This window comes from Mesorhizobium sp. WSM4306, from assembly GCF_007003975.1.
In the GTDB taxonomy this organism is placed as follows: Bacteria; Pseudomonadota; Alphaproteobacteria; order Rhizobiales; family Rhizobiaceae; genus Mesorhizobium.
On sequence record NZ_VFTC01000019.1, the window covers coordinates 50,307 to 73,904 of the forward strand.

Genomic DNA, 23,598 nt, shown 5'->3' on the forward strand with positions numbered 1-23,598 from the left:
GGCCGCGAGGCGGCGAGGGCGGAGTTACAAATGTGACGGGATTTGCAGGCGGCCCACCGCAGCAGGGGTGGCGGGGCCGCGCAGTGTGCTCAAGATCCTCGGAAACAGGCATTGTCAGTTATCTCCAATGAGAAGCTTAAAAATACCATCTGAGATGCTCAGGCTAGCGAATGCCGATATTGGCGTCAACGACGGCACGAGTTTCTCCTGCCAGCCCAGATGGCTGGGTCGCCGTCACGGCTTGCTGCTTGGCGGCAGTGACTTAAGTTAGGGCCATGACCGGCGGGGTGGGAGTTACAAGTGTGACGGGATTTGAATGGACTCGCTGATCACCGCGGCAGGGCTGGCGCTGGCCGCGGGTGATCCGCTGGCCGCACTCGACCGCGTCGCCTTGCGCGAGGATGCACCGGCGCTGGCGCTGCGCGGCATTGCCATGGCGCAGCTCGGCGATCTCGATCGCGCCAAAGCACTGCTGCGGCGGGCCGGCCGCGCCTTCGGCCCGAAAGAGGCGGTGGCGCGCGCCAGATGCGTCGTCGCCGAAGCCGAGATCGCGCTGGTCTCACGTGACCTCGGCTGGCCGGCCAAAGCGCTCGATGCGGCGCGGGCGACATTGGAAAAGCATGGCGACCGGCTGAACGCCGCGCATGCCGGCCATCTCAAGGTGCGCCGCCTGCTGCTGATCGGTCGCCTCGACGAGGCTGAAGACGTGCTGGCCGGGCTCGATCCGGCGCCGCTTCCGCCGGCCTCACGCGCCGCGCATGAACTCGCCGTTGCCGGCATCGCGATGCGCCGTCTCAAGACGAAAGCCGCGCGCGCAGCCCTTGAATGGGCGCGCCACGCCGCCCGCCGGGCAGGCATTCCGGGCCTTATGGCCGAGGTCGACCGCGCCTTCCTGGCGCTGGATACGCCGGCGGCCCGGCTTATCGCTGGTGGCGAGGAACGCCCGCTGCTGCTCGAAGATGTCGAGGCGCTGCAGGCGTCGTCGGCGCTGGTCGTCGATACGTTCCGCTATGTCGTGCGCAAGCAGGAAACCACGGTCTCGCTGGCAACGCGCCCGGTGCTGTTTGCACTGGTGCGAACACTTGCCGAAGCCTGGCCGGCGGATGTGCCGCGAGCGGCGCTGATTGCCCGCGCCTTTGGCGGCAGGCACGCCGATGAATCGCATCGTGCCAGGCTGCGGGTCGAGATCGGCCGGCTGCGCGCCGAGTTGCAGCAACTTGCCGGCATCGGCGCGACCAGCCAAGGCTTTGCACTGGCGCCGCGCCAGGCAGGCGTGGTGGCGGTGCTGGCGCGGCCGATCGAGGAGCGGCACGCGGTGGTACTGGCCTTCCTCGCCGATGGCGAAGCCTGGGCGAGCTCGGCGCTGGCGCTGGCGCTCGGCGCCGGCCAGCGCAGCGTACAACGGGCGCTGGAGCAACTGGCCGAGGTCGGCAAGGTGCAGTCGTTCGGCCATGGCCGGGCGCGCCGCTGGATGACGCCGCCGGTGGCCGGTTTCACGACCACCTTGTTACTCCCGGCGCCGTTGCCGAACGGCTAGGAAGGTTCCGTGACCGTGATCGAGGACCAGGACATGAAACATTCAACCGCCGAAATCCTGCGCGAATACGGGCCCTTTCCTGATGTCGACACTGTGCATGGCGTGAGCTTTGACGGGCAAAATGTCTGGTTTGCCACGGGAGAGAAGCTGACCGCCTTCGATCCGGCAAACGGTGAAACGCTGCGCTCGATCGATGTCGCGGCCCATGCCGGCACCGCCTATGACGGCCGGCATCTGTTCCAGCTCGCTGGAGATCGCATCCAGAAGATCGACCCCGACACCGGCAAGGTGCTGGCCACCATCCCGGCGCCCGGCGGTGGTCGCGACTCCGGCATGACCTGGGCCGAGGGCACGCTGTGGGTCGGGCAGAACCGGGAGCGCAAGATTCACCAGATCGATCCCGAGACCGGGAAAATCCTGCGCACCATCGAATCCAACCGCTTCGTCACCGGGGTGACCTGGGTGGATGGCGAACTGTGGCACGGCACCTGGGAAGGTGACCACAGCGATGTCCGGCGCGTCGACCCGCATAACGGAAAGGTGCTGGAGCGGCTCGACATGCCGGCCGGCGTGGGCGTGTCGGGGCTCGAATCCGACGGCGGCGATCGCTTCTTCTGCGGCGGCGGCCCCGGCGGCATGGTGCGAGCGGTGCGCCGGCCGAGATAAGGCCGCGGCCGGCGACGTTCGCCTTATGGTGCGGAACGTTCCGCCGAGATCAAATCCCGGAGCCGTCGAGCAGCGGGACATCCTCCCCCTGCCACGGGCTCGGCATGGAAGCCCGGCTGAGATTGGCCGTCGGTAGCGGCATCCAGCATTTCAATTCGGGTTCAGGATATTCGATCACGCGTCCCGGAGACGAATCGGAAGAGCGCCAGCCCTCCGTGCCGAACTGATCGGCGCGCGACCAATAGGCGAGGTCAACCTCGGCCGGCCCCTGTTCCGACGGCCTCACGGTGACCAGGATCCGGCTGCCATCCTTGGGCGCGCTCGCCATGTGCCGCCAGCGATCGGGTTCGTCCATCTCATGTCCTCCTGCGGTCTGCAATCTGGCTGAATAGTCGCTTCGTGGCCGAGGCCGGTCAACCGATCTTTGTTGGGACAGATCTATCGTTGGCGGCTAATCTGGCCCGGGCGCAGTCCTGATATATGCGATGAAGAGTGAAGAGTTGCTGCCCACGCGGCGCTTCCTGCGGAGAGGCTGCTATCGTGCAGCCGCTGAGCGATGCCAACCTGCCAACTGACCGACCTCGGCCGGATCGAACCAGGAAGGAAAATATGTCGATCAAGGTGATCGGGACGGGCTTTGGCCGCACCGGAACGGATTCGATGCGCGAAGCGCTGACCATCCTCGGCCTGGGACCCTGTCATCATATGTCCGAAGTCATCGCCAACGAGGAGCAGAAGCGGCTCTGGCGCGCGCTGGCGAAGGGTGCTGCGCCCGATTGGAGCGAGCTGTTTGCCGGCTATGCCTCCTGCATGGACTGGCCATCGGCGCATTACTGGCGCGAGCTGATCGAGGTCTATCCGGACGCCCAGGTCATCCTCACCTGGCGTTCGGCAGGAAGCTGGTGGGAGAGCTTCGAGAAGACCATCCTGGCCGGCATCAGCCAGCTCCAGGATCAGGAGGCGCTAGGCATTTCCCTGATCGCCAAGCAGGTCTTCGGCGGCAAGGCGCATGATCGCGCGACCGCGATCGCCCTCTATGAAGCCAACGTCGCCGCGGTCATGGCGACAGTTCCGCCGCAGCGGCTGCTGGTCCATAAACTGGGCGACGGCTGGGAGACCCTGTGCGCGCATTTGCGCGTTCCCGTGCCCGACCAGCCCTATCCCAACCGCAACGACACCAGGGAATTTCAGGCGCAATTCGGGCTGGGCCGGCGGCGCTGAGCAAGGTCGGCGGCCCTAATATTCCTGCGCCGTCGGCCGAAACAGGATCTCGTTGATGTCGACCTCGTCGGGCTGGCTCATCGCGAATACCACCGTTCGGGCGAAGGAATCGGCCGGTATGGCCACCCGGTCGTAGAGCGCGCGCACGCCTTGGGCGACATCGGCTTCGGTGACGCTGTCCGGCAATTCCGTCGCCACCGCACCAGGCGATATGATGGTGGTGCGCATGTTGTAGGGCTTGACCTCCTGGCGCAGCCCTTCCGAGATGACGCGCACCGCATGCTTGTTGGCGGCATGGATCGCGCCGCCTGGCTTGGCCGCTCAGCGATCGATCCTTGCCGCCTGTTGCGGAGAGTAGCGCTCTCCCTGCACGGCAATCGCCGAGACCGCGTGTTCGATGTTGGCAAGATCATCCGTCGTCAGCGCAACTGCTGCCGATCCGATGTTCTCTTCGAGGCGGTTGAGCTTCGTCGTGCCGGGGATCGGGACGATCCAGGGCTTTTGCGCCAGCAGCCAGGCGAGCGCGACCTGCGCCGGGGTCACCTTCTTCTTGGCCGCGATGACGCCGATGGCATCGACCAGAGCCTGGTTTGCCAGCCTGGCCTCCGCCGAAAAACGGGGCACGGTGTTGCGGAAGTCGCTGTTGTCGAACGTCGTGTCGGGGCTGATGGCGCCGGTGAGGAAGCCCTTGCCGAGCGGGCTGAACGGCACGAAGCCGATACCCAGTTCTTCGAGGACAGGCAGGATCGCCTCCTCGGGTTCTCGCCACCATAGCGAGTATTCGCTTTGAAGGGCGGCGACCGGCTGCACAGCATGCGCGCGCCGGATGGTGCGCACGCCGGCCTCGGAGAGACCGAAATGGTTGACCTTGCCCCGTTGGATCAGGTCCTTGACCGTGCCCGCTACCTCTTCGATCGGCACGACCGGATCGACGCGATGCTGGTAGAGAAGATCAATGCGGTCTGTCCTCAGCCGTCTGAGCGAGGCCTCGACGACTTCGCGAATGTGCTCCGGCCTGCTGTCCATGCCGCTGTGCCCGGCAGTGCCTGCAATGTCGATGCCGAATTTGGTGGCGATCACCACCTGGTCGCGGATCGGCTGCAATGCTTCGCCGACGACCTCCTCATTCTTGAACGGTCCATAGACCTCGGCGGTGTCGAAGAAGGTGATGCCGCGCTCGAACGCCGCGCGGATCAGGCGGACCGCACCCGCCGTCTCCATCGGCGCCCCGTAGGACTGGCTCATTCCCATGCAGCCCAGCCCAATGGCAGAGACTTCGAGACCGCTTGTTCCAAGTGTGCGCTTTTGCATTGTCATTGTCCTTGTTTCTCGGCGTCGGCCTGTTCGAAAACCTTCCGGGCAATACCGATCGCCGTGGCTGCCGTAGGCCAGCCGGCATAGAAGGCGAGATGGGTAATGGTTTCGATGAGTTCGTCGCGGTCACGCCGTTGTCGAGCGCCCGCTTCATGTGGCCCGGCATTTCGTTGATCCGGTAACCTGAAATCAGGCTGGCGACGGTGATGAGGCTGCGGTCACGCGGCGACAGGCCGGGGCGCTTCCAGACGTCGCCGAATAGTACCTCGTCGGTGTATCCGCCGAGGGCAGGGGCGATGTCGGAGAACGGGTTCCTGGGAGATGCGCCGGTCATGATGGCTTGACCTCATATTGTTCGTCGCTGACCTTCTCCAGCCAGTCGACCACCTTGCCGTCCAGCGCTTCGGCGATGGCGATGTGGCTCATCGCCGTGGCTGGTGCCGCGCCATGCCAGTGCTTCTCGCCGGGCGCGAACCAGACGATGTCGCCGGGGCGGATCGCCTCGATCGGCCCGCCCTCGCGCTGCACCAGTCCGGTTCCCGACAGCACGATCAATGTCTGGCCGAGCGGATGCGTGTGCCAGGCGGTGCGAGCGCCGGGCTCGAAGGTCACGGTGGCGCCGCCGACCCGGGCCGGCTCGCTGCCCTTGAACGGTGCGTCGATGCGCACCGATCCGGTAAAATAGTCGGCAGGGCCTTTCGCCGAGGGCTGCGAGCCGCTTCGCTTGATGTCCATGGATTTGTTCCTTCTCGATGCCAGCGGGAGATGGCCGCCGTCTTTGCCCCCGCCTTGGACTGCCCGATTTGTGATGGAGCCTATTTAGGGCCTGCGATTATCCACGATTAGGTGCTATATCCGGCATGAACCTATGAGGAGAGCTCATCAATGCCGCGCGACAATCTGAATGAGCTCACCGCCTTCCTCGCCGTCGCGCGCGAGCGGAGCTTCACCAAAGCTGCGGCCAAGCTCGGCGTCTCGCAATCGGCGCTCAGCCACACGTTGCGCGCGCTGGAAGAGCGGCTCGGCGTGCGGCTTCTGACCCGCACCACGCGCAGTGTGTCGCCGACCGAGGCCGGCGAACGCCTGGTCCGCACGATAGGGCCGAGGCTGGACGAGATCGAAACCGAACTCGCGGCGCTCAGCGAACTGCGCGAAAAACCCGGCGGCAGCATCCGCATCACCGCCGGCGAACATTCGGCGGATGCAATCCTTTGGCCGGCCTTGGCGAAGTTCCTGCCCGATTATCCCGACATCAGGGTCGAAATCATCGTCGACTACGGCCTGACCGATATCGTTGCCGAGCGCTATGATGCCGGTGTGCGGCTTGGCGAACAGGTGGCGCGCGACATGATCGCCGTGCGCATCGGCCCCGACATGCGCATGGCGGTGGTGGGGTCGCCAGCATACTTCGCCACGCGGCCAAAGCCGCGCACGCCGCAGGACCTGACGACCCACAATTGCATCAATCTGCGCCTGCCGACCTATGGCGGACTCTACGCCTGGGAATTCGAAAAGGCCGGACGCGAGTTGAAGGTTCGCGTTGAGGGCCAGTTGGTCTTCAACACGGCGGCACTGCGCCTGAATGCCGTGCTGGCGGGGCTCGGGCTTGCCTATTTGCCCGAGGATCAGGTGGCGGCTCAACTGGCCGACGGTCGGTTGATGCGGGTACTGGCCGACTGGTGCCCGCCCTTTCCCGGCTACCATCTCTATTACCCCAGCCGCCGCCAGGCGACGCCTGCCTTCTCGCTGCTTGTCGATGCGCTGCGCCATCGCGGCTGAGCCACACGCGTCGGCATGCCTTAGGCGAAATAATCGCATCCTTCTCGGGACGCTGCAGCCAAGCCGGTGGGTTAGCGCGGGGTGCCGGGCCGCAACAGGAATTCGAACCCGGCATGTGAACGGATGCCGCGCCTGCAAGGAACGGTATGGGACGTCCGGCCTTACAGGGGGATTCGGATGACGCTAGCCGATCTGTCTTGCCATCTGTTCACCATTTTCAACGGCTTGCGAGTGGTTTCTTACCTGCCGCAGATCGTGCGGGTTGCGCAGGACAAGCATGGCGCGACGGCGATTTCCTACGCGACCTGGCTGTTGTGGACAGCCGCCAATGCCACGACCGGGCTCTATGCCCACATCAATCTCAACGATCCCGCGCTGGCAGCGATCAACTGGCTGAACGCCGCCTGCTGCGCATCGCATTCACCGCACACAAACGTCATCGCGCACGCCCTCGGGTTGAGGAGTCCACAACCCGGCCGAATCGACCGCAATGATGGTCGACAATGTCTGCTGAAGGTCAGCGCAGCAGAACCGGATTGCGCTTTCGCGACTATGTTCAGACATGCACGGTGCCATGCGACAGCTCGCCTTCGTCGCTCGAGATGAGGAAAGCGGCGGCAAGCATGCCGACATAGAGCAACCCGACCATGCATACCACATAGATGCCCGGAACAGCGCCGAGCTGCGCCACGCGCGCGGCATCGAGAAATGACGCACCGAAGCCGATCGGCGATCCTTCGCGCTGCAGGCTGGGCGTTGTGATTTTCAGCACCCAGGCCAGCATCAGGATCGTGTACATAAAAATGTAGTTGCGGCGCAGCCGGCGTACCAAAGCCGCGCGCTGCGAGATCAGAAAGCGTGGCGAACGCAGGCCTTCGCCGACGATGGCCAGCCAATTGGAGGCGTAGTCAGGCTGCGGCGAGAAGATTTGCGCGAAATAATAGCGCTCGAATTGGCGCACCCTGGCCCGGTAGACGTCGAAGAAGCGATAGCGCCGCGCCTCGATCCACAGAAGCAGCGTGATCAACAGCATGGCGAACAACAACACGCCGTGATGGGCGCTGGGTGTCGACAGCGACACAGAGAGCATGGCGGCGACGACGGTGATCGCCCAGTTGCTGGTGCGGTCCAGACGGTCGCGCCAGCCGGCCATGCGGGCGATTTCGGCGCGGTGGAAATGTGACATGGTGGTCGCGAGTTCCGATGAGGTGAGTTTCAGCGCAAACGCATCGGAAACCCGCGGCGCTGCTGCCGCTTCGGCTGGCTTCACAGTCTGGACCTGGGACATCCCTTTGCCATGCGCCTCCCAACGCCATGGCCGGCCGAAACGACGCCGGCCTTTACCCAATAGACGCAACGCGCGGCGGGCTGAAACGTTCCAGCCTGGAGGGGTTTATGCGCTCAGCCAGACCCGCTCGGCTACGCGATCGACTGCGGTGCGCTAATGCCCGCTTCCCGCGACCTTTTGCCGACGAGACCTGACCGCTTCCAGCAGTTCGCACTCGCCGGTGTGAGCATTTCGAAAAATGGCCACAACCATCACCGCCAGGATTTCGGCGTCCGGGTCCAAGGGGTCGAGATGTTCATCCGCGCAGACCTGATCGAACACGCGTTCGCAAACAGCGAGATCGTGAGGGCTGAGGCAGGTGCGATTGAAGTGGCGACGCAGCATCTGGGCGAACCTTTCAGCGCCCGCAGCCCGTTCTGCGGCGGGCTTTTCGCCGACGAATCGCTGAGGCGATGGAATGCTCCAGCGATAATATCGTCGAAGGTATATTGCGGTGAGTTTACTCGTTTCCTGATGATTGAACTGTCAGCAATCCCAAAATTTCTGCACACTCGCGAGCTTTATACTGACCGATGTTCATCAACTGGTAGTAATCCTGCCGCTTGTTTTCCGGGATATGAAAGCCGCGCCTAAAATCGGCCGCCTCCTTAGGAGTTCGAGTGCAGCCGATTTTACTGGCTGTTACTTTCAAACTTGCCAGTGAGCATCCGATCCTGGCTGCAATATCCTTCAACGGCTCGTTGTTAACGTATCCGTCAAGAATTATCTTGCGACGAACTTCGCTGTTGAGTTTTGCGTTCATTTACGGGGTCTCCCCAACTACGCTTCCACAATGCTCAATTCTATATGCAGCGGGCTGAAGAGTGTCGTTAGCGTCGCATCCAGAAACTTATCTGGGAATGCATTTCTTGCGGTTACTCACCGCGATCGCCGGCTCTGTCGACGCGAGTTCCGCTGTAGTTGGCAGGGTTGCGGCTGTGGTCATCGACGGCTGGATCTGGCTGGTCTGTCGATATCGGCCTCAAAGTCTTGCCAGATGCCCGAGGTACACCACATGATTGAGAGGGGCAGGGGGCATACCCGAATCGGATATGGCACCACGCGATGGACGCTAAAAAGCCAGACGAGGCACCTGCGAGGCAGCCGCCGGAGCGTGATCGACGTCGTTGGCCGCGCGAAGCCCAACCTCACAACGAGTCAGCTTCGCCACTCGCGCCGGCGCTCGAGCCTTTGTCCTTTTCAACGCTCGAACTGGCGCCAGAGGATCAATTCGCCGCCTGGCAAGCGCATATGGCTCCGCTTGTCGAGGTCAAGTTGCCGGATGGCAAATCGCCGGACGATGGCTTTCCCGCCGACCACACGGCCTGGAACCTCGGTGGCATGCTGATCGTTCAGCAGCGCGCAGCGGCACACAGTTACATGCGTTCTGCCGCAAAACTCCGGTCTAGTTCCATCGATCACTGGTGCATCGTCTTGCCCCATACTGGCCAGTCATGGACGGAGGTCGATCGTCGCGTTGCAGAAAGCGAACCGGGCAAATTGGAGATCAGATCGCTAGGCTATCCGTTTCGCGGGAGGGCAACGGACTCGGAAAGTCTCGTTCTCTATATGCCGCGTGATTTGTTCGCCGATGCGGCGGCAAGCCTCGACGCGAAGAACAATTCAATTCTTTCCGGCAACTTTGCCAACCTCCTGGTCGGCTACATCAACAGCATAGAGGCAAGACTGCGCAGCCTCACGGCTGACGATCTGCCTCGCATCGTACACGCAACGCGCAGCATGATCATCGCCTGCCTCGGGCCTGCGGCGGAACATGCTGCCGCTGCCGAACAACTGGCGAATGTTGCGCTCATGGAGCGGGCGCGCAGATACGTCCACCAGAATCTGGATGCGGCTCATCTGACACCGGATTCAATGTGCCGGGCGCTCGGCGTCTCGCGCTCCCGTCTCTATCAGTTGTTCGAACCAAGCGGTGGTGTTCTCCATTACATCCAAAGCCGTCGGCTTCTGGCAGCCCATATTGCGCTCAGCGATCCGGTGGACAGCCGGCGAATTGTTGAAATTGCCGAGGCCTTCGGGTTTAGTTCAGCGGCCAATTTCAGCCGGGCATTCAGCAAGGAATTCGGTTACAGCCCCCGCGAAGGCCGCAGCACGGTGGTGTTGCCCCGTCCCGCCCACTCTGTTTCGCGTGCTGAACACGAGAAGGCCTCTTCCTTTGAAGGTTGGCTCAAGGCGCTCGGAAGCTGAGTACGGGGATCGGCGATCTTTGGACGGAGCAGGCTCAAAAAAGGTGTGCCGGGGCGGGGCACGCCGCCGCATGGACCACAATATTTCGTGTCGCGTCCACGCGTCATCAATCATATGGCTAATTCCCACCAATTGCCCATTTATTAACGAACGGTGAATATTCATCATTATCGACAATTTGCCGCCAATCACTGCGGAGCATACATTGCAACTGCGCAGCATTAGGAACTTGTTAAGACTGCCGGTTGAAAGTTTGCCAAGCTTGGTAGTTATGCTATTTCTGGACTGGGGGACGCGAATTTGCACCGCCTATGGAGGTGGCTCTTGCACCCAGAGGCATCAGGCGTCGGCACGCAGAATGAGGGGTCTTCCTCAAGCGATGTTCCACGTGCCGGCGAAGCGCTTCTCGCTGACCTTTTGGCAAACACGACCGAACTTTTGTCGTTCTATGACCGCGACTTCTGTTTGACGCACTACGCAACCAAGCTCAAAGGCGTGTACGGAGGCGCGGTAGCGCCGGGTGCCGCCGTTTGGGAGATCTACCCGAGCTTCCTCGATGCGAGGTACCGCGACCAATTTCTTCGCGTGTTCCACGGCGGCACCCCGGCAAACATCGACTTGCCGCGATCATCGGACGAAGTGCCCTGTTCCGTTTTCGTCTTCGCCACCGCGAATGGTGTGGGAATCATCGAGACAAGGGGGCACGGCGAGCGAAGCGCGGCGGAGGAGCAGGAGCATGTAACTCTCCTCCATCACGCGACGCACGACGTGCTGACAGGACTGCAGAATCGGCGGCGATTCGGCGAGCGGCTACAGCAAGCGCTGGCGGCCATCGGCGAAGCAAAGCCGAAAGCCGCCCTGCTGCAAATCGACCTCGACGATTTCAAGGCGGTCAACGACACGCTCGGCCATGGCGCAGGCGACACGCTTCTTCAACTCGCGGCGGGTCGTATCCGCGACGCGCTACAGGACGGCGAATCCGCATACCGGTATGCCGGGGATGAATTCGCTGTCATCCAATTGGGAAAGGAACAGCCCGCAGAGGCTGAGCGCCTCGCAGGATCGCTGGTCGATGCGTTCAAGCAGCCATTCGTCATCAACGGCATTCCCGTCTTCGTCGGCTCGAGTATCGGAATTGCTTTCGGGCCGGAGCACGGGACCGATGGCGAACAGTTGATGAAAGCCGCCGACATTGCTCTTTACGCGGCCAAGACAGACGGACGCGGCTGCGCTCGAACATTCAACCGCTCGATGCTGCTCTTGCTCGAGCAACGCGAGAATCTGAGACGCAGCCTTCGAACCGCGCTGGAGCGGGGCGAGCTTTATCTGGAGTATCAGCCGCTCATTCGGCCTCCCTCCTCAGTGATCGGTTTCGAAGCTCTGCTGCGGTGGCGGCACCCGGAGGTCGGAATCATTCCGCCCGGCGTGTTCATACCGATCGCCGAGTCGGACGGTCTGATGGACGAGATTGGACGATGGGTGCTCGAGGAAGCCTGTCGCCAGGCATTGACGTGGCCCTCCTCGCTGACGATCGCAGTGAACCTGTCGCCGGCTCAGTTCCTTAGCGGTTCGCTGACGGATACTGTCGCTCAGGTCATCGACGCAGTTGGAATCCGGGCCGACCGACTTGAACTCGAGATAACCGAGACGGTTCTTCTCGAGAAGACGATCGACAATATCGACACGTTAAACACTCTGAACGTCTTGGGAATACGAATATCGCTCGACGATTTTGGAACGTACTACTCATCGTTGAGCTACCTTAAGAACTTTCCCTTCGACACGTTGAAGATAGATCAGTACTTCATTGCGGACCTGGAGACCGATCTCAAAAGCCAGACCATCGTGCGATCGATCATAAATCTGGCGCACGGCCTGGGAATAAGCGTCACCGCGGAGGGGGTCGAGACGTCGGCACAGGCGCGGTGGCTGATCAAGGAGAATTGCGATTGCCTGCAGGGCAATTTCCTGGGACGCCCGCTCGGAGCCGACGCAACCGGCAATTTCATCAAACGGTCCCCGCTGAGGGTGGTGCGAGCGATGGAGGAATCAAATCGGGCGGTTTAGAGTGGTTTGATAGAACCACGGAGCTAAGTATTTGTTTTTACACAAATCCGGGCGGAAAGCCGCTACGCACGTGTCCTGGGATTGCTTTGCACCTTGCACCCTTTGTTAACGGTGAAGTGGAGATTTGTAGAAACGATCGAGGCAGATACCGTTCAACTCTTCGGGTCGGTGCAAGAGTGACTCATCACGGCGCGCGGGGAAATTTTCGTCGCGGAGGCCATCGCCCAACCAGGGCACAACGCTGATGGAACAAGGGAGGATGCCTATGGGACCTGTTCATCATGAGCTTGCTGGCGAGCCGATTTTTGCGCCCATGATCCAGATCGACATGGAAATCAAGGCTTTCGTCTCCGCCTGGAGACACTGTGATTATGTCTCGACATACATGGCCCGGATGATCAGTCAAAACAGATCAGACTCGGTCCGGCATTCAAATCTCTTTTCCTCTGCCCTCAATGAATTGCTGGAAGTCGCCTCTCGTACGCGCCATGCCGGTGGTGACCTGGCATGCAGGGTGTCCCGCCACGGCGCGACGGACAGGATCGAGCTGACGTTCCCATGCGTGCCAGAAGAGCGCCAATTCTACGAAGAAGCTGTATCACACGTCACAGGAACAGAGGCCAGGGAGCGATACCTCAATTCGGTATCTGGGGATCTCGCGCCCAGCCGGGAGGTCGTGCTCCTGGAACTGGCTGTCGACTACAACGCGGCACTCAGGGTGGAGGAAGCCGATGGTGATGCAATCAAGCTTGTCGTGGATCTCCCGCTTGAGGGCCTGCAACATTGAGCCCTTACGACCTCCTCCCGCGCTTCAAGGCGCAATATGACGCCAACAACCAGGAGTTCTCCATAGCCGGGGTGGTCCGGCCTCAGGCAATCGACGAGCTTGGGCCCAGCATAGCATTGCTCCGCGATGCGATCGGCCGTGTGCGCGGCGTTCTCTACCTCAATGTCAGACGCCTGACGCAGATGAACAACGCCGCGTTTCACGCCTTTTCGAGGATCCTCATAGACACCTGCCGCGCTCGGCCCGATCTCAAATTCGTCGTCATCACGTCAAGCGTCGTCGGATGGACCTCGCGAAAATTCGGTCGCTTGAGCGGAATCGAGCCGAACATCACGGTCGAGGAGTATGACAGCGAATTCTATCCGGGACAGGGCTTCCTCGAGGAAGGCGGGTTCGTTCCGATCCTGCGTTCACAGACGAAGATGACCTGGCGCCACGAGCGCGCAATCTTGCCGCGACACGGCATGAGGCAGGGGATCGTCATGGCCGACATCTGTTGCGGGATCGGCGATTTCGCCGTGCTCGTGCAGAAGGAGTTCCAGCCATCGCGGATCGTCGCCCTGGACCACTCCATATCGAGCCTGAACTATGCTCGACAGGTGATGCGGGAGTTCGATATCCGGGGCATCGAATATACCTATGGCGATGCGTCGGAGATGCTGCTCGACGAAGCGCAGTTCGACCTGGTGACCTGCCGGCATTCCCTTCAGATATTCAATCGGCCTGAACTCATCCTCAAGGAGCTCTACCGCATATGCAAGCCGGGCGGGCGAGTCTACATCACCAACGAGAAGAATTCGCATTGCCTCGGCGAGCCGCGCGCCGAAAGCATCCGTTGGACCTACAACGAGGTGGCAAAGCTCTTCGGGCATTTCGAGATGGACGTCGAGCTTGGGCCGAAGAGCCGGCGATACCTGATGGAAGCAGGATTCGAAGACATCCGTGTGGAGACCTTCATGGTCACTAACCTGGACGGCGATCCGCAGGATTTCGCCGATGTCATTGCGGCATGGGCGGATGTCTATGCGGGCGAGATGGCGACCAGGCGCGGCGATGGACCGGAGTTCGTCGCACAGTTCCGGCAGGGTTTCGAGGACCACATTTTCGCTGCGCTCCACCCCAAAGGTTATGCGGGTTGGCCAATCTGGGTCGCATCGGGGCGACGGCCGCAATGAAAGCCGACAATGAGCCTACACCGCGCTTCGGCCTGCGCTCCTTTCGGGCGAAATTCGTGTTGGTCGTTGGCGGCGCCGTTCTGTTCGACCTCCTGCTGAGCGGTGGCCTGGCCCTTTGGAACGTTCAGAAGCTGTCGCGCGACGCAACATCGGAAGTCGGTGAGGGCCTGACGACCGCAAACCAGGAATACATTCGTTCCTATGCCGAATCGACAGCGTTGAGCGTCGATCTGCTGCTCGACCGGGTTCACGGCGACGTCAAGGCGCTGGCTGGCGTATTGCAGGCCCAGATCAACGAACCGACGAGGCAGCAAGAGGTCGGAGCGACGCTTTCGCATGAAGCGCCCGGCTCCGTGAAGGTCGTCTACGACGCGCAGGGCGATTGGGCGCAGAACCTGCCGGGCGCGCCTTCTGTGATCAGTGTCTGGGGCTACCTGCTGGGCGCCGACCACGCTCCGCTGCCGGGCGTTCAGAAGGAAATAGATGACAGTACCGTGATCGATCTCGTCGCGCCGACTCTCATGGCCAGCGGATCGTCCAAACTGCAAATGTACTATATTGGTCCAAAAGAACGGCCGATCTTCAGGACTGTGCCGTATACGAACCAGGCGCAGACCTTCGACAAGCTTTATCCGGGCCACAACAAGGCGGAGTTCTGGGAGTTCTTCTTTCCGGGAATCTATGGTTCATGGCAGCAATGGGCAAGGGATCCGGCGTCGCGTCCGGTCCCTGACGATATCACCCAGACAGCCCCTTACACCGATGCAATCACGGGAAAGCTGATCGTCAGCTTTTTCCACCCGTTGTGGACGCGCGATCGCACCGGCATCGCCGGCACGGCGGGAGCGGACATCACTCTCGATCAACTCGCGGAAGTCGTCGAAAGGGTGAAGATCGCTGAAACCGGGTTCGGCTTCCTCACCATGTCGACTGGCAATGTGGTGGCGATCAATCCGTCGGGCCAGGCGATCATCGGCCTGACTTCATCAAGCGACGCGGGCACGCAGGGCGTCACCGGCCTGGAGCGGTCCCTGCGGGGAAGTACGCAGCCGGCTATCGCATCGCTGCCTCTTGGCCAGAACAATGACGGTGTCATTCAGCATATCATGCTCGACAACAAGGGCGAACGCGTTCCCTACATTGTTGTCCTCAAGCGACTGAAGCCGACCAATCTGTGGAGTTCGGGACCGATCAAGTCCGAAACTATGTCGGTCGGGATCGTCGTTCCCGAACGGGAGATCTACGCGTCCCTGTTTGCCGCGCAGAAGAGCATTTCGCGCGCAACCAATCGTATCCTGCTCTTCCAGATCGGTGCGATCATCGTTTCGCTTCTGATTGTTTTCGCGGCCGTGCTCGGAATTTCGAAGCGGATCACCGCGGGCCTCAGGGCGCTTGCCAGTGCCGCCCAGCGGCTCCAGTCCAAAGACTATTCAGTCCGCGTCAGCATTCCAACGCGCGACGAGGTTGGAGCCGCTGGCATCGCTTTCAACCGCATGGCCGAGCAGATCAGCTTCCACACGGAAAACCTCGAGCAACTCGTCGACGAACGAACCAGAGAGCTCGGCGACGCCAATCAGGAGATTTCCGCTCTCAACGAAAAGCTGCAGGACGAGAACGTCCGTCTCGGCGCCGAGCTCGCGGTTGCCAAGCAGATCCAGTTGATGGTCCTGCCGAAACCATTCGAACTCGAAGCGATTCCGGGGCTGGAGATCGCAGCTTACATGCGGCCGGCCGACGAGGTGGGCGGTGACTATTACGACGTCCTGCAGAACGGATCACGGATCAAGATCGGCATCGGCGACGTGACCGGTCATGGTCTCGAGAGCGGCGTGCTGATGCTGATGGTCCAATCCGTTGCACGCGCGCTGCAGGAGTCCGACGAAGCGGATCCGCACCAGTTTCTGGACCGTCTGAACAGAGCGATCTACAAGAACATCGAGCGGACGAACACCGGCAAGCATCTCTCGCTGGCCTTTCTTGACTTCGAGGATGAGCGGGTAACGCTGTCCGGCCAGCATGAGGACGTTCTCGTCGTGCGTGCGGACGGGGAGGTCGAACGCATCGATACGCTCGATCTGGGTATGCCGGTTGGTCTGGAGAATGACATCTCGAAGTTCGTCGACACGCGTGACATCCAGTTCGAGAGTGGCGACGTGATCGTGCTGCACACCGACGGTGTGACCGAGGCGGAGGATCAGGACAAAAGGCTATTCGGGTTCGAGCGCCTCTGCCAGAGCGCAAAAAAACGTTACGGCGGGAGCGCCGAGGACATCAAGACCGGGATCATCGAGGATCTGATGGCCCATATCGGAGTCCAGAAGATCCATGACGACATCACCCTCGTGATCATCAGGCACACATAGCAATGACAACGCTGTTCGGGACCCCTGACATTGCAATCGGGATGAAGGAGAGCGTCAGTCGCGTTCGGCTGTTCGACGGACCTCTCGACTTGAGTTGGCGTCATTGTGCCACCACCTCGGACTTCATCGCCGATCTTTTCGCGTTGCGCTTCCGGTCGTCGCGCAATGACTACATCGAAGTGCGGCACAGCATAGGATATCTGGTCAACGAGCTAATCGAGAACGCAGTCAAGTTTCGTGCACCGGGCGAGATCGTGATCGAGGCGTCGATGGATTCGGAGTGCTTCAAGCTCAAGGTGTCGAATGACGTCGATGGTAAAGACGCCTCCGAGTTCAAAAACCTCCTGGCGGACATCACGGTTGGCGACCCCAGAGACCTGCTGATACAGCGAATTGAAGCGAATGCCGCGAGCCCCGACGTGTCACGCTCCGGACTCGGATTGCTGACGTTGATGAGCGACTATGGCGCACGCTTGGCCTGGATATTCAGCTCCGCCGACGAAAGCGATCGGATTTGCCTGGAAACCTATGCCTCCATTCCGATCTCGCAAGCGCACAACTAGAAGAAGCGAAGCCAGGCCATGGAAATCAAGACAGACGACTACCGCGTGTGGAACGAAGGAAGCGATATCTTCTTCGACGGCGCAATGCGGCTTGCCAGTTCCGAGGCCGGTGCACCCATCACGGCTTTGGCGACCAGTGTTCTTGCCTCAAGTCCCGCTTCTATTACACTCAATCTGAAGGACCTTCACTTTCTCAACTCTTCCGGCATCAACCTGCTGGCGAAATTTACCATCGAGGTACGCAAGCATCCCGATGTTCGACTCGTCGTGCGTGGAACGCCCGACATACCCTGGCAATCGAAATCATTGCCGAACCTGAAGAAACTGCATCCCGCCCTGGTGCTTTTGATGGACTAATGCATGAGCTCAGAAGTGTGTTGCGGTTCTGGGACAACGACATGCATCAAAACAAAGACTTAAAGCGCGTCGCTTGAATTCGTTTCAGCGCGACGCGCTTTAACGTCTGTTGGTCTTCAGGCCTGAAGACCAACAGACCTTAACTGGGTCGCCCGAATTTGGCCAAGGGACCGCATGAGCCAGTGGCAATCCTGGGCAGCATCGGCCAGTCGGTGCAAGATCGCCGCACCGAGAGCGAGATATGTACGCCAGGATAAGTATCTGGATGCGAAGCTAACGACATTCCGGCCTCGTCCGTAGATGTTCGCGATAGTCCGGCGGGGGCTCGGCACAGGCGGCAGGCGTCCAGATAGCTGGGGTGTCGCTGCCTGTGCCGACAACGCCCCCCGCTACGCGGTCAAAGGTGTCCGTCATTGAGTAAGCGTAGCAAGGTCAGCGGCGGCCGGCTGGAGTTCATTCCGCCGCAGATCCCGACTCTGGTCAAGCAACCGCCCGACGATGAGGGATGGGTTCACGAGGTCAAGTTCGACGGCTACAGGACGCAGCTCATCATCGATCAAGGCGGTGTGCGTCTTTTCAGCAAGAACGGCCATGACTGGACGGCAAAATACTGGCCCATCGCGCTGGCAGTCGAGCTGCCATGCAGGGCTGCCATTCTCGACGGCGAGGTCATTGTAGCCGGTGAGCAGGGCGCTCCCGATTACCCTGCGCTGGAAGCCGCGATCTGGAATGAGCCGAGCCGGCTGGTGTTCGTGGCGTTCGACATCCTCCATCTCGATGGTCGCAATCTTGCCCCCTTGCCCCTGCTGCAGCGCAAGCACGTGTTGTGGCAACTGGTTGAGCCTGGCGCCGGCAAGATCCGGTACAGCGAGCATTTCGACGGCGATGCGCTGGCGATCCTTCGCGCCATCGACAAGGTGGGGCTTGAGGGCATCATCTCGAAGCGCGCCGACAGCCGCTACCGGAGCGGACCGTCGACCACATGGCTGAAGGCCAGATATTTCGAGGAGGGCAATTTCCGAATTGCCGAGCGTCATTCGCCAGCCTGGCACGGCTCCAATGGCCCTGGTGGCCACGCTTGACGGCGAGAGACGGTATATCGGCAGTGCTGATTGCAGCTCGGACCGCCAGTTAGCCCTTGTTGTCCACGCTCGCTTTCGCGGCGGCCGATACCAGCTGGATCGCGGGCCGCTCGCCGGGAGCTGCGCTCTTGGCGACGACGACGCGGTCGCGTCCTTCGCCTTTGGCATCGTAGAGCGCGTGGTCGGCGGCATTGGTGATTTCTGCCCAACCCGACCCATGCTCGGGGTAGGCGGCGACACCGAACGAGACCGTCACGGTGCCCAGCGTGCGGCCGCGATGCGTCAGGTGAAGCAGCCTGATTGCCTGGCGCAGTGCTTCCGCCCGCTCGGCGCCTTCCTCGAGCGAGCATCCCGGCATGACGATGGCGAATTCCTCCCCGCCGTAGCGCGACACCACGTCGCTTTCGCGCGCGTGCTCGATCAATGTGGCGGCGACTTGCTTCAGCACGAGGTCGCCGGCTTCGTGACCGAACGTGTCGTTGAACTGTTTGAAATGATCGACGTCGAGCATGAGGATCGTCAGCGGCTGGGCCGAGCGCTCCATTCTGCGCAGCTCACGGCTGCTCGTTTCCTCGAGATAGCGCCGGTTGAACAGGCCGGTGTTCGGATCGCGGATCGATTGCTGCCGCAACGTCTCGCGCAGGCGCAGATTGGCCAGCGCCAATGCCAGCGTGTCGACGACGCCGCGCAGGATCTGCTGCCTTTCAGCCAGCCATTGCGGCTTCTCGGCTGCGTTCGGTTCGCACAGATGCAGGATGCCGAGCGTCTCGCCTTGCGCCGCCAGCGGCATGCAGACGTAGCCCTTCTTGCCATTCTCGGTGATATGGGCGCAGCGCGGCGTCAGCATGCCCGGGCCGGCGACATGCTCCTGGCCGCGCCGCAGCGCCCAGCAGTCTTCCGGCGCAAATTGCGTGGCGCTCGACCGAACGTCGCCCCAATGCGCCATCTCCTCGACCAGATTGCGCGAGGCGCTGGTCAAATGCACGGTTCCGCTCAAGCCGCCCAGGAACTCGGTCATGGCCGTGCCGACCACTGAGAAAGCTTCGGGGAAGGTCACGCAGGCCTGCAACAGCTCGCCAAGCTTGACCAGGCGGGTGGTGGTTTCCGACTTCTCGTGCAGCTCGCGGTTAAGCACCGCCAGCTGATCGGCACGCTCATTGACGACCCCTTCGGCGCGGCGCAGCTCGCTGATGTCGTTGAGGGTGAGGACCAGACCGCCGTCGGATCGGCTGAGCGGGCTGCAGCTGGCGATAGCCGGCAGATGAGATCCATCGGATTTGGTCAGGCGCACCTCGCGCTGGTGCTGGCGGCCGGTGGCCAAGGCCATTTCGATCGGTGAAGTGCCGGCTGCGAAGGCGCCACCTCTCGGGTCGCGCACCGTCAGCACCGAATCCCATTGCTGCCCGACGATCTTGTCGGCGCGGCGCCCGATCATCGTTGCGGCCGCCGGATTGGCGCTGGCGATGCGGCCGTCGCTGTCCAGCACCGCGATGCCTTCGGCCGCCGTCTCGACGATATCCTCGACATGCGCCCGCGCCGATGCAAGCTGGTCCGCCATGGTGTTGAACCCGTCGGCCAGCTGTCCGAATTCATCCTTGCGGGCATGGCTGATGCGGGTCATGGCATTGCCCTTCGCCAGCGCTTCCATGCCGCCCATCATATCCTTGAGGCCGGAGCCGAAACGGCTGAGCAGCATCCATGCAAACCCCACCGCGACCAGCACGGCCGCCGCCGCGCTGAGACCAACCAGCCAGAGCATGCTGTTGGTGCGCTGTTCGGCTGCATGCAGAACGGGATCATATTCCAGCAGCACGGCGCCGATGATCGTATCCTCGGGATATTCGATCGGCACGGCGAGTATGGCGTTGACTTCCTCCGGGTCGACGAATCTGCGCGGGACGCCGTCTTCCAGCGTCTGGCTGATCTCGTTGCCGGGATCGTGATCGAACTTGTCGCCGACTTGGTGCTCTTCGTCGGCCGCATGGGCGACGACAATCTTGTTGCGGTCGAGGACCAGGAAGTCCCGACGCATGCGGCGGTGCTGGTGCTCCATGAATTGCTTGAGCGCGTCAGGCCGCTCGAACAGCGAAGGCGTCCCGTCGGACGGCTTGAAGACGATGGTGTCGGCCAGTTCGCGCGCGACGTTGGTCGCTTCGGTCAGTCCAAGATATTTGGTCGCGGCGATCTGCGTGAAGATGGCAACGCCGCCAACCAGCCCGATCAAGGCCGCGGCGCTCACCATGCTGAGGATGATCTGGCTTCTAATGCGCATGACACGAATCCGCCGAGGATACCCGCATCCTATGCACTGGATCGAGCCTGTATTCCATTGTCTGTCTTTTATTACCAAATGCTTATCAACGTGCTAACGGCGAGCCCGAACCTTGCCCCGTCGGACGCGATCAAAGACGGGCGATTGCCGGCTCGTCCAGCCGATGGCACGCCGAGGCCGCTCCTACCCGAAGCGGCCTCCTCGTGGGACTACCGCAGCCTTGCCGACCGTGGAAAATCCACCACCTCCGCCACCGGCCGTGTGTACTGGGCCGCAACGATCGCCTCGATCAACAGGTCGAGCGCCGCAAGGGCCTCGCTGCTCGTTTCGTCGTCGCCGCGCAGATAGTGGCCGGCCCGCTCCAGATGCAGCCGGGCGGCGGCAAAGTCGCTTTTCATTAGCTTCTCCTTATTGCCCGCCGTGCGCCGAACATGTGCGACTCGCTTTACCCGAAAGCAAACATCCACAGCCGCCTTTGAATCGAATTGTCGTGACCTCGCCGGATGTGCTTGATGGGAGCGGCGCCCGTGCAACCGATGTCGCATGCAACCGTTATTTCCGGCAGAATGAGGGGTGCATGTCTTTATCGTTCCCGCACAAATGGCGCTGGCTTGTCGTGATCGCGGCGGCGAGCCTGTTGCTCACCCCGGGCGCAGCCTTGCCGGCTGAAAAGACCGGCATGTCCAGCGAAGGCATTTTCGTTCTGGAAATCATCCTGCTGCTGGTCGTCGGGCGCGGCCTCGGCGAGCTGCTCGAACGCATCGGCCAACCGGCCGTCATGGGTCAGCTCATCGGCGGCATCCTGCTCGGACCCTCGCTGCTCGGCTGGCTTTGGCCTGAGGCGGAGCGTCTGGTTTTCTCCGGCGACGCCTCGCAAAAGAGCATGATCAACGCCATCGCCCAGCTCGGCGTGCTGATGCTGCTCCTGCTCACCGGCATGGAGACCGACCTCAGACTGGTGCGCAGGGTCGGCCGCGCCTGCTTCTCCATCTCCGCCGCCGGCGTCGCGATTCCCTTCGTGCTCGGCTTCGCGGCCGCGCAGGCCATGCCGGCGTCGCTGCTCGCCGAGGGCAGCGAGCGCGTCGTCGCCGGCCTCTTCCTCGGCACCGCGCTGTCGATCTCCTCGGTCAAGATCGTCGCAATGGTGGTGCGCGAGATGAACTTCATGCGCCGCGACCTCGGCCAGATCATCGTCTCCTCGGCGATTTTCGAGGACACGATCGGCTGGGTGATCATCGCCATCACAATCGGCATCGCGACCAAGGGCCGCATCGACCTCGGCAGCCTTGCCTTCACGCTTGCGGGCGTCGCCGCCTTCATGGCCTTTTCCTTCACCATCGGCCGCCGCATCGTCTTCGACGCTATCCGCTGGACCAACGACAGTTTCAGCAGCGAATATGCCGTCGTCACCGTCATCCTCGCCATCATGGGCGTGATGGCTTTGATCACCGACCTGATCGGCGTCCACACCGTGCTCGGTGCCTTCGTTGCCGGCATCCTTGTGGGCGAGTCGCCGATTCTGTCGCGCCACATCGAGGGCCAGTTGCGCGGCGTCATCACGGCGCTGTTCATGCCGGTGTTCTTCGGTGTCGCTGGTCTCTCGGCGGACCTCACCGTGCTCCTTGATCGGCAGCTTGCGCTGCTCACCGTGGCGCTGGTTGCCATCGCCAGCTTGGGCAAGTTCGCCGGCGCCTTCATCGGCGCGGAGTTGGCCGGCATGAGCCGCCGCGAGGGCATCGCGGTCGGCTGCGGCATGAACGCGCGCGGCTCGACCGAGGTCATCGTCGCCTCGATCGGCCTTTCGATCGGCGTACTTTCGCACAACCTCTTCACCATGATCGTCACCATGGCCGTCATCACCACCCTAGCGATGCCGCCGACGCTGCGCTGGGCACTTGGTCGCCTGACACTCGGCGAGGCCGAAAAGAAGCGGCTGGAGCGCGAGGAGGTCGACCAGCGCGGCTTCGTCGCCAATCTGGAGCGGCTGCTGGTGGTAGCCGACGAGGGCGTCGTCGGCCGCTTCGCCGCCTACATGGCCGGCGTGATCGGCGCCGGCAAGCCGATGACAGTGTTGCATGCCGGCGGCGAGAACGAGGCCGAGCCGGGAGTGGAACTGGAGGAGATCGAGAAGGGGGCCGAGCACAACCGCGAGGCGGCGAAGGAGGCCGACGAGCGGCCCGCCGCCAGGGCTCCTGTCACCCGCAGGCACGGCAGGCACGTATCGGCCGAGACCGTGGCGAGGGAGGCGCGCAAGGGTTACGGCATGCTGATTGTCGGGCTCGGTCGCGCGCTTGCCGCCAAGGGCAGCTTCACCCGCCGCCTCGATGAGATCGCCGGCGCTTTCGACGGCCCGCTCTGCCTGGTTTTGAAACCCGCCGCCGCCGGCCGGCAGATGCCGAGGCTCGGAGCCGGGGCCGGCCGGATCCTGGTGCCGGTCAACGGCACGTCAGTCGCCCGCCGTGGCGCCGAGCTGGCGCTTGCCATTGCCGCCGTCACCGGCGCGCCGGTCAAGATGCTCTATGTCGCGCGGGTCGGCCGCGACGAGCCGCGCGACACCGTCTCGCATCGTCGCAGGGAGGCGGTGCTGAAGGACATCGTTGCGCTTGCCGACCGCTACGGCGTAGAGGTCGAGACTGCCATCCGCAGCAGGGCCGCCGCCGCCGATGCCATTGCCCGCCAGGCCGGCAGGGGGGTGGCGATGATCGTCATGGGCGTGGCGCGACGGCCTGGCGAGGAATTGCTGTTCGGCGAGACGACCAGCAGCGTGCTGCAACACTGCCGCTGCCCGGTGGTGCTGATCTCCGACGAACGGTTGCCCCGCGACGACGCCGCCCGCGAGGCGCTGCGCTCCGGGACGGGTTGACAAGCCAAGGAGGTCAC

The 23,598-nt window shown here is 62.2% G+C and carries 23 protein-coding genes and 2 pseudogenes; 14 read left to right on the forward strand and 11 right to left on the reverse strand.

What is annotated here, in order from left to right; genetic code table 11:
• Window positions 1-316 precede the first annotated feature (316 nt).
• A complete protein-coding gene (locus FJV77_RS21195; RefSeq protein WP_142868581.1) occupies window positions 317-1,537 on the forward strand; it encodes a helix-turn-helix domain-containing protein in 1,221 nt (406 codons plus the stop codon).
• 33 nt (window positions 1,538-1,570) lie between these two features.
• Window positions 1,571-2,203 (forward strand): PQQ-binding-like beta-propeller repeat protein, encoded by a 633-nt coding sequence (locus tag FJV77_RS21200; protein ID WP_142868582.1) that lies wholly within the window; start codon window positions 1,571-1,573, stop codon window positions 2,201-2,203.
• Between the two features lie 49 nt (window positions 2,204-2,252).
• Here FJV77_RS21200 and FJV77_RS21205 read toward each other — a convergent pair whose 3' ends face one another.
• Window positions 2,253-2,558: a hypothetical protein gene (locus FJV77_RS21205; protein WP_023689804.1), complete on the reverse strand. Its 306-nt coding sequence runs from the start codon at window positions 2,556-2,558 to the stop codon at window positions 2,253-2,255.
• 254 nt (window positions 2,559-2,812) lie between these two features.
• Here FJV77_RS21205 and FJV77_RS21210 point away from each other — a divergent pair, with 254 nt between their 5' ends.
• Window positions 2,813-3,424: a sulfotransferase family protein gene (locus FJV77_RS21210; protein WP_142868583.1), complete on the forward strand. Its 612-nt coding sequence runs from the start codon at window positions 2,813-2,815 to the stop codon at window positions 3,422-3,424.
• Between the two features lie 15 nt (window positions 3,425-3,439).
• Here FJV77_RS21210 and FJV77_RS21215 read toward each other — a convergent pair.
• The 5 genes and pseudogenes from FJV77_RS21215 to FJV77_RS21230 all read right to left on the reverse strand — a co-directional run.
• A pseudogene (locus FJV77_RS21215) lies at window positions 3,440-3,736 on the reverse strand (SDR family NAD(P)-dependent oxidoreductase); the annotation flags it as partial.
• A 9-nt stretch (window positions 3,737-3,745) separates the two neighbouring features.
• The gene (locus FJV77_RS21220) at window positions 3,746-4,735 is read right to left on the reverse strand and encodes an aldo/keto reductase (RefSeq protein ID WP_142868584.1); all 990 of its coding nucleotides are present in this window, start codon (window positions 4,733-4,735) and stop codon (window positions 3,746-3,748) included.
• Between the two features lie 2 nt (window positions 4,736-4,737).
• Entirely contained in the window at window positions 4,738-4,851 is a 114-nt protein-coding gene (locus FJV77_RS33040) for a hypothetical protein (RefSeq protein WP_348643829.1), read from the reverse strand.
• Between the two features lie 68 nt (window positions 4,852-4,919).
• Window positions 4,920-5,072, reverse strand: a pseudogene (locus FJV77_RS33045) (carboxymuconolactone decarboxylase family protein); the annotation flags it as partial.
• Window positions 5,069-5,473, reverse strand: a complete 405-nt coding sequence (locus FJV77_RS21230; RefSeq protein ID WP_142868585.1) for a cupin domain-containing protein — start codon at window positions 5,471-5,473, stop codon at window positions 5,069-5,071. The pseudogene FJV77_RS33045 and the gene FJV77_RS21230, both read right to left, overlap by 4 nt.
• Window positions 5,474-5,623: 150 nt before the next feature.
• Here FJV77_RS21230 and FJV77_RS21235 point away from each other — a divergent pair, with 150 nt between their 5' ends.
• Together FJV77_RS21235 and FJV77_RS21240 are read left to right on the forward strand one after the other, a co-directional pair.
• Window positions 5,624-6,517 carry a LysR family transcriptional regulator gene (locus FJV77_RS21235; RefSeq protein WP_142868586.1) on the forward strand — a complete coding sequence of 298 codons (894 nt, stop codon included), beginning with the start codon at window positions 5,624-5,626 and terminating at the stop codon, window positions 6,515-6,517.
• Between the two features lie 177 nt (window positions 6,518-6,694).
• On the forward strand, window positions 6,695-7,123 hold the full coding sequence (locus tag FJV77_RS21240) for a hypothetical protein (protein WP_142868587.1): 429 nt from the start codon (window positions 6,695-6,697) through the stop codon (window positions 7,121-7,123).
• Here FJV77_RS21240 and FJV77_RS21245 read toward each other — a convergent pair.
• The 3 genes from FJV77_RS21245 to FJV77_RS21255 all read right to left on the reverse strand — a co-directional run bounded on the left by FJV77_RS21245 (window position 7,074) and on the right by FJV77_RS21255 (window position 8,607).
• Window positions 7,074-7,805 carry a DUF2270 domain-containing protein gene (locus FJV77_RS21245; RefSeq protein ID WP_142868588.1) on the reverse strand — a complete coding sequence of 244 codons (732 nt, stop codon included), beginning with the start codon at window positions 7,803-7,805 and terminating at the stop codon, window positions 7,074-7,076. The genes FJV77_RS21240 and FJV77_RS21245 overlap by 50 nt on opposite strands.
• Before the next feature lie 153 nt (window positions 7,806-7,958).
• Window positions 7,959-8,189 (reverse strand): hypothetical protein, encoded by a 231-nt coding sequence (locus tag FJV77_RS21250; RefSeq protein ID WP_142868589.1) that lies wholly within the window; start codon window positions 8,187-8,189, stop codon window positions 7,959-7,961.
• A 115-nt stretch (window positions 8,190-8,304) separates the two neighbouring features.
• Window positions 8,305-8,607 carry a hypothetical protein gene (locus FJV77_RS21255; protein ID WP_142868590.1) on the reverse strand — a complete coding sequence of 101 codons (303 nt, stop codon included), beginning with the start codon at window positions 8,605-8,607 and terminating at the stop codon, window positions 8,305-8,307.
• Window positions 8,608-8,909: 302 nt separating this feature from the next.
• Between FJV77_RS21255 and FJV77_RS21260 the strand changes: the two genes are divergently transcribed.
• The 8 genes from FJV77_RS21260 to FJV77_RS21295 all read left to right on the forward strand — a co-directional run bounded on the left by FJV77_RS21260 (window position 8,910) and on the right by FJV77_RS21295 (window position 18,446).
• Window positions 8,910-10,052 carry an AraC family transcriptional regulator gene (locus tag FJV77_RS21260; RefSeq protein WP_142868591.1) on the forward strand — a complete coding sequence of 381 codons (1,143 nt, stop codon included), beginning with the start codon at window positions 8,910-8,912 and terminating at the stop codon, window positions 10,050-10,052.
• A 417-nt stretch (window positions 10,053-10,469) separates the two neighbouring features.
• Complete coding sequence (locus FJV77_RS21265) at window positions 10,470-12,119, forward strand: bifunctional diguanylate cyclase/phosphodiesterase (protein ID WP_142868650.1); 1,650 nt, start codon at window positions 10,470-10,472, stop codon at window positions 12,117-12,119.
• A 265-nt stretch (window positions 12,120-12,384) separates the two neighbouring features.
• Complete coding sequence (locus FJV77_RS21270; protein ID WP_142868592.1) at window positions 12,385-12,906, forward strand: ubiquinone biosynthesis methyltransferase UbiE; 522 nt, start codon at window positions 12,385-12,387, stop codon at window positions 12,904-12,906.
• Window positions 12,903-14,081: a class I SAM-dependent methyltransferase gene (locus tag FJV77_RS21275; RefSeq protein WP_142868593.1), complete on the forward strand. Its 1,179-nt coding sequence runs from the start codon at window positions 12,903-12,905 to the stop codon at window positions 14,079-14,081. Before FJV77_RS21270 ends, FJV77_RS21275 begins: the two co-directional genes overlap by 4 nt.
• Window positions 14,078-16,444 carry a SpoIIE family protein phosphatase gene (locus tag FJV77_RS21280; protein WP_142868594.1) on the forward strand — a complete coding sequence of 789 codons (2,367 nt, stop codon included), beginning with the start codon at window positions 14,078-14,080 and terminating at the stop codon, window positions 16,442-16,444. Before FJV77_RS21275 ends, FJV77_RS21280 begins: the two co-directional genes overlap by 4 nt.
• A 2-nt stretch (window positions 16,445-16,446) precedes the next feature.
• Complete coding sequence (locus tag FJV77_RS21285; RefSeq protein ID WP_185970386.1) at window positions 16,447-17,007, forward strand: ATP-binding protein; 561 nt, start codon at window positions 16,447-16,449, stop codon at window positions 17,005-17,007.
• An 18-nt stretch (window positions 17,008-17,025) separates the two neighbouring features.
• Window positions 17,026-17,364 carry a hypothetical protein gene (locus tag FJV77_RS21290; protein ID WP_142868595.1) on the forward strand — a complete coding sequence of 113 codons (339 nt, stop codon included), beginning with the start codon at window positions 17,026-17,028 and terminating at the stop codon, window positions 17,362-17,364.
• Between the two features lie 413 nt (window positions 17,365-17,777).
• Window positions 17,778-18,446 carry an RNA ligase family protein gene (locus FJV77_RS21295; RefSeq protein WP_142868596.1) on the forward strand — a complete coding sequence of 223 codons (669 nt, stop codon included), beginning with the start codon at window positions 17,778-17,780 and terminating at the stop codon, window positions 18,444-18,446.
• 49 nt (window positions 18,447-18,495) lie between these two features.
• Here FJV77_RS21295 and FJV77_RS21300 read toward each other — a convergent pair whose 3' ends face one another.
• Together FJV77_RS21300 and FJV77_RS21305 are read right to left on the reverse strand one after the other, a co-directional pair.
• On the reverse strand, window positions 18,496-20,718 hold the full coding sequence (locus FJV77_RS21300) for a diguanylate cyclase (protein WP_142868597.1): 2,223 nt from the start codon (window positions 20,716-20,718) through the stop codon (window positions 18,496-18,498).
• A gap of 209 nt (window positions 20,719-20,927) precedes the next feature.
• Window positions 20,928-21,116, reverse strand: a complete 189-nt coding sequence (locus tag FJV77_RS21305) for a hypothetical protein (RefSeq protein WP_142868598.1) — start codon at window positions 21,114-21,116, stop codon at window positions 20,928-20,930.
• A 179-nt stretch (window positions 21,117-21,295) separates the two neighbouring features.
• Here FJV77_RS21305 and FJV77_RS21310 point away from each other — a divergent pair, with 179 nt between their 5' ends.
• On the forward strand, window positions 21,296-23,581 hold the full coding sequence (locus tag FJV77_RS21310) for a cation:proton antiporter (RefSeq protein ID WP_142868599.1): 2,286 nt from the start codon (window positions 21,296-21,298) through the stop codon (window positions 23,579-23,581).
• Window positions 23,582-23,598: the final 17 nt, after the last annotated feature.

Coding starts and splice junctions, on each gene's coding strand:
- FJV77_RS21195 (WP_142868581.1), top strand. CDS start 317: ATGGACTCGCTGATCACCGCGGCAGGGCTGGCGCTGGCCGCGGGTGAT.
- FJV77_RS21200 (WP_142868582.1), top strand. CDS start 1,571: ATGAAACATTCAACCGCCGAAATCCTGCGCGAATACGGGCCCTTTCCT.
- FJV77_RS21205 (WP_023689804.1), bottom strand. CDS start 2,558: ATGGACGAACCCGATCGCTGGCGGCACATGGCGAGCGCGCCCAAGGAT.
- FJV77_RS21210 (WP_142868583.1), top strand. CDS start 2,813: ATGTCGATCAAGGTGATCGGGACGGGCTTTGGCCGCACCGGAACGGAT.
- FJV77_RS21220 (WP_142868584.1), bottom strand. CDS start 4,735: ATGCAAAAGCGCACACTTGGAACAAGCGGTCTCGAAGTCTCTGCCATT.
- FJV77_RS21230 (WP_142868585.1), bottom strand. CDS start 5,473: ATGGACATCAAGCGAAGCGGCTCGCAGCCCTCGGCGAAAGGCCCTGCC.
- FJV77_RS21235 (WP_142868586.1), top strand. CDS start 5,624: ATGCCGCGCGACAATCTGAATGAGCTCACCGCCTTCCTCGCCGTCGCG.
- FJV77_RS21240 (WP_142868587.1), top strand. CDS start 6,695: ATGACGCTAGCCGATCTGTCTTGCCATCTGTTCACCATTTTCAACGGC.
- FJV77_RS21245 (WP_142868588.1), bottom strand. CDS start 7,805: ATGTCCCAGGTCCAGACTGTGAAGCCAGCCGAAGCGGCAGCAGCGCCG.
- FJV77_RS21250 (WP_142868589.1), bottom strand. CDS start 8,189: ATGCTGCGTCGCCACTTCAATCGCACCTGCCTCAGCCCTCACGATCTC.
- FJV77_RS21255 (WP_142868590.1), bottom strand. CDS start 8,607: ATGAACGCAAAACTCAACAGCGAAGTTCGTCGCAAGATAATTCTTGAC.
- FJV77_RS21260 (WP_142868591.1), top strand. CDS start 8,910: ATGGACGCTAAAAAGCCAGACGAGGCACCTGCGAGGCAGCCGCCGGAG.
- FJV77_RS21270 (WP_142868592.1), top strand. CDS start 12,385: ATGGGACCTGTTCATCATGAGCTTGCTGGCGAGCCGATTTTTGCGCCC.
- FJV77_RS21280 (WP_142868594.1), top strand. CDS start 14,078: ATGAAAGCCGACAATGAGCCTACACCGCGCTTCGGCCTGCGCTCCTTT.
- FJV77_RS21285 (WP_185970386.1), top strand. CDS start 16,447: ATGACAACGCTGTTCGGGACCCCTGACATTGCAATCGGGATGAAGGAG.
- FJV77_RS21290 (WP_142868595.1), top strand. CDS start 17,026: ATGGAAATCAAGACAGACGACTACCGCGTGTGGAACGAAGGAAGCGAT.
- FJV77_RS21300 (WP_142868597.1), bottom strand. CDS start 20,718: ATGCGCATTAGAAGCCAGATCATCCTCAGCATGGTGAGCGCCGCGGCC.
- FJV77_RS21305 (WP_142868598.1), bottom strand. CDS start 21,116: ATGAAAAGCGACTTTGCCGCCGCCCGGCTGCATCTGGAGCGGGCCGGC.
- FJV77_RS21310 (WP_142868599.1), top strand. CDS start 21,296: ATGTCTTTATCGTTCCCGCACAAATGGCGCTGGCTTGTCGTGATCGCG.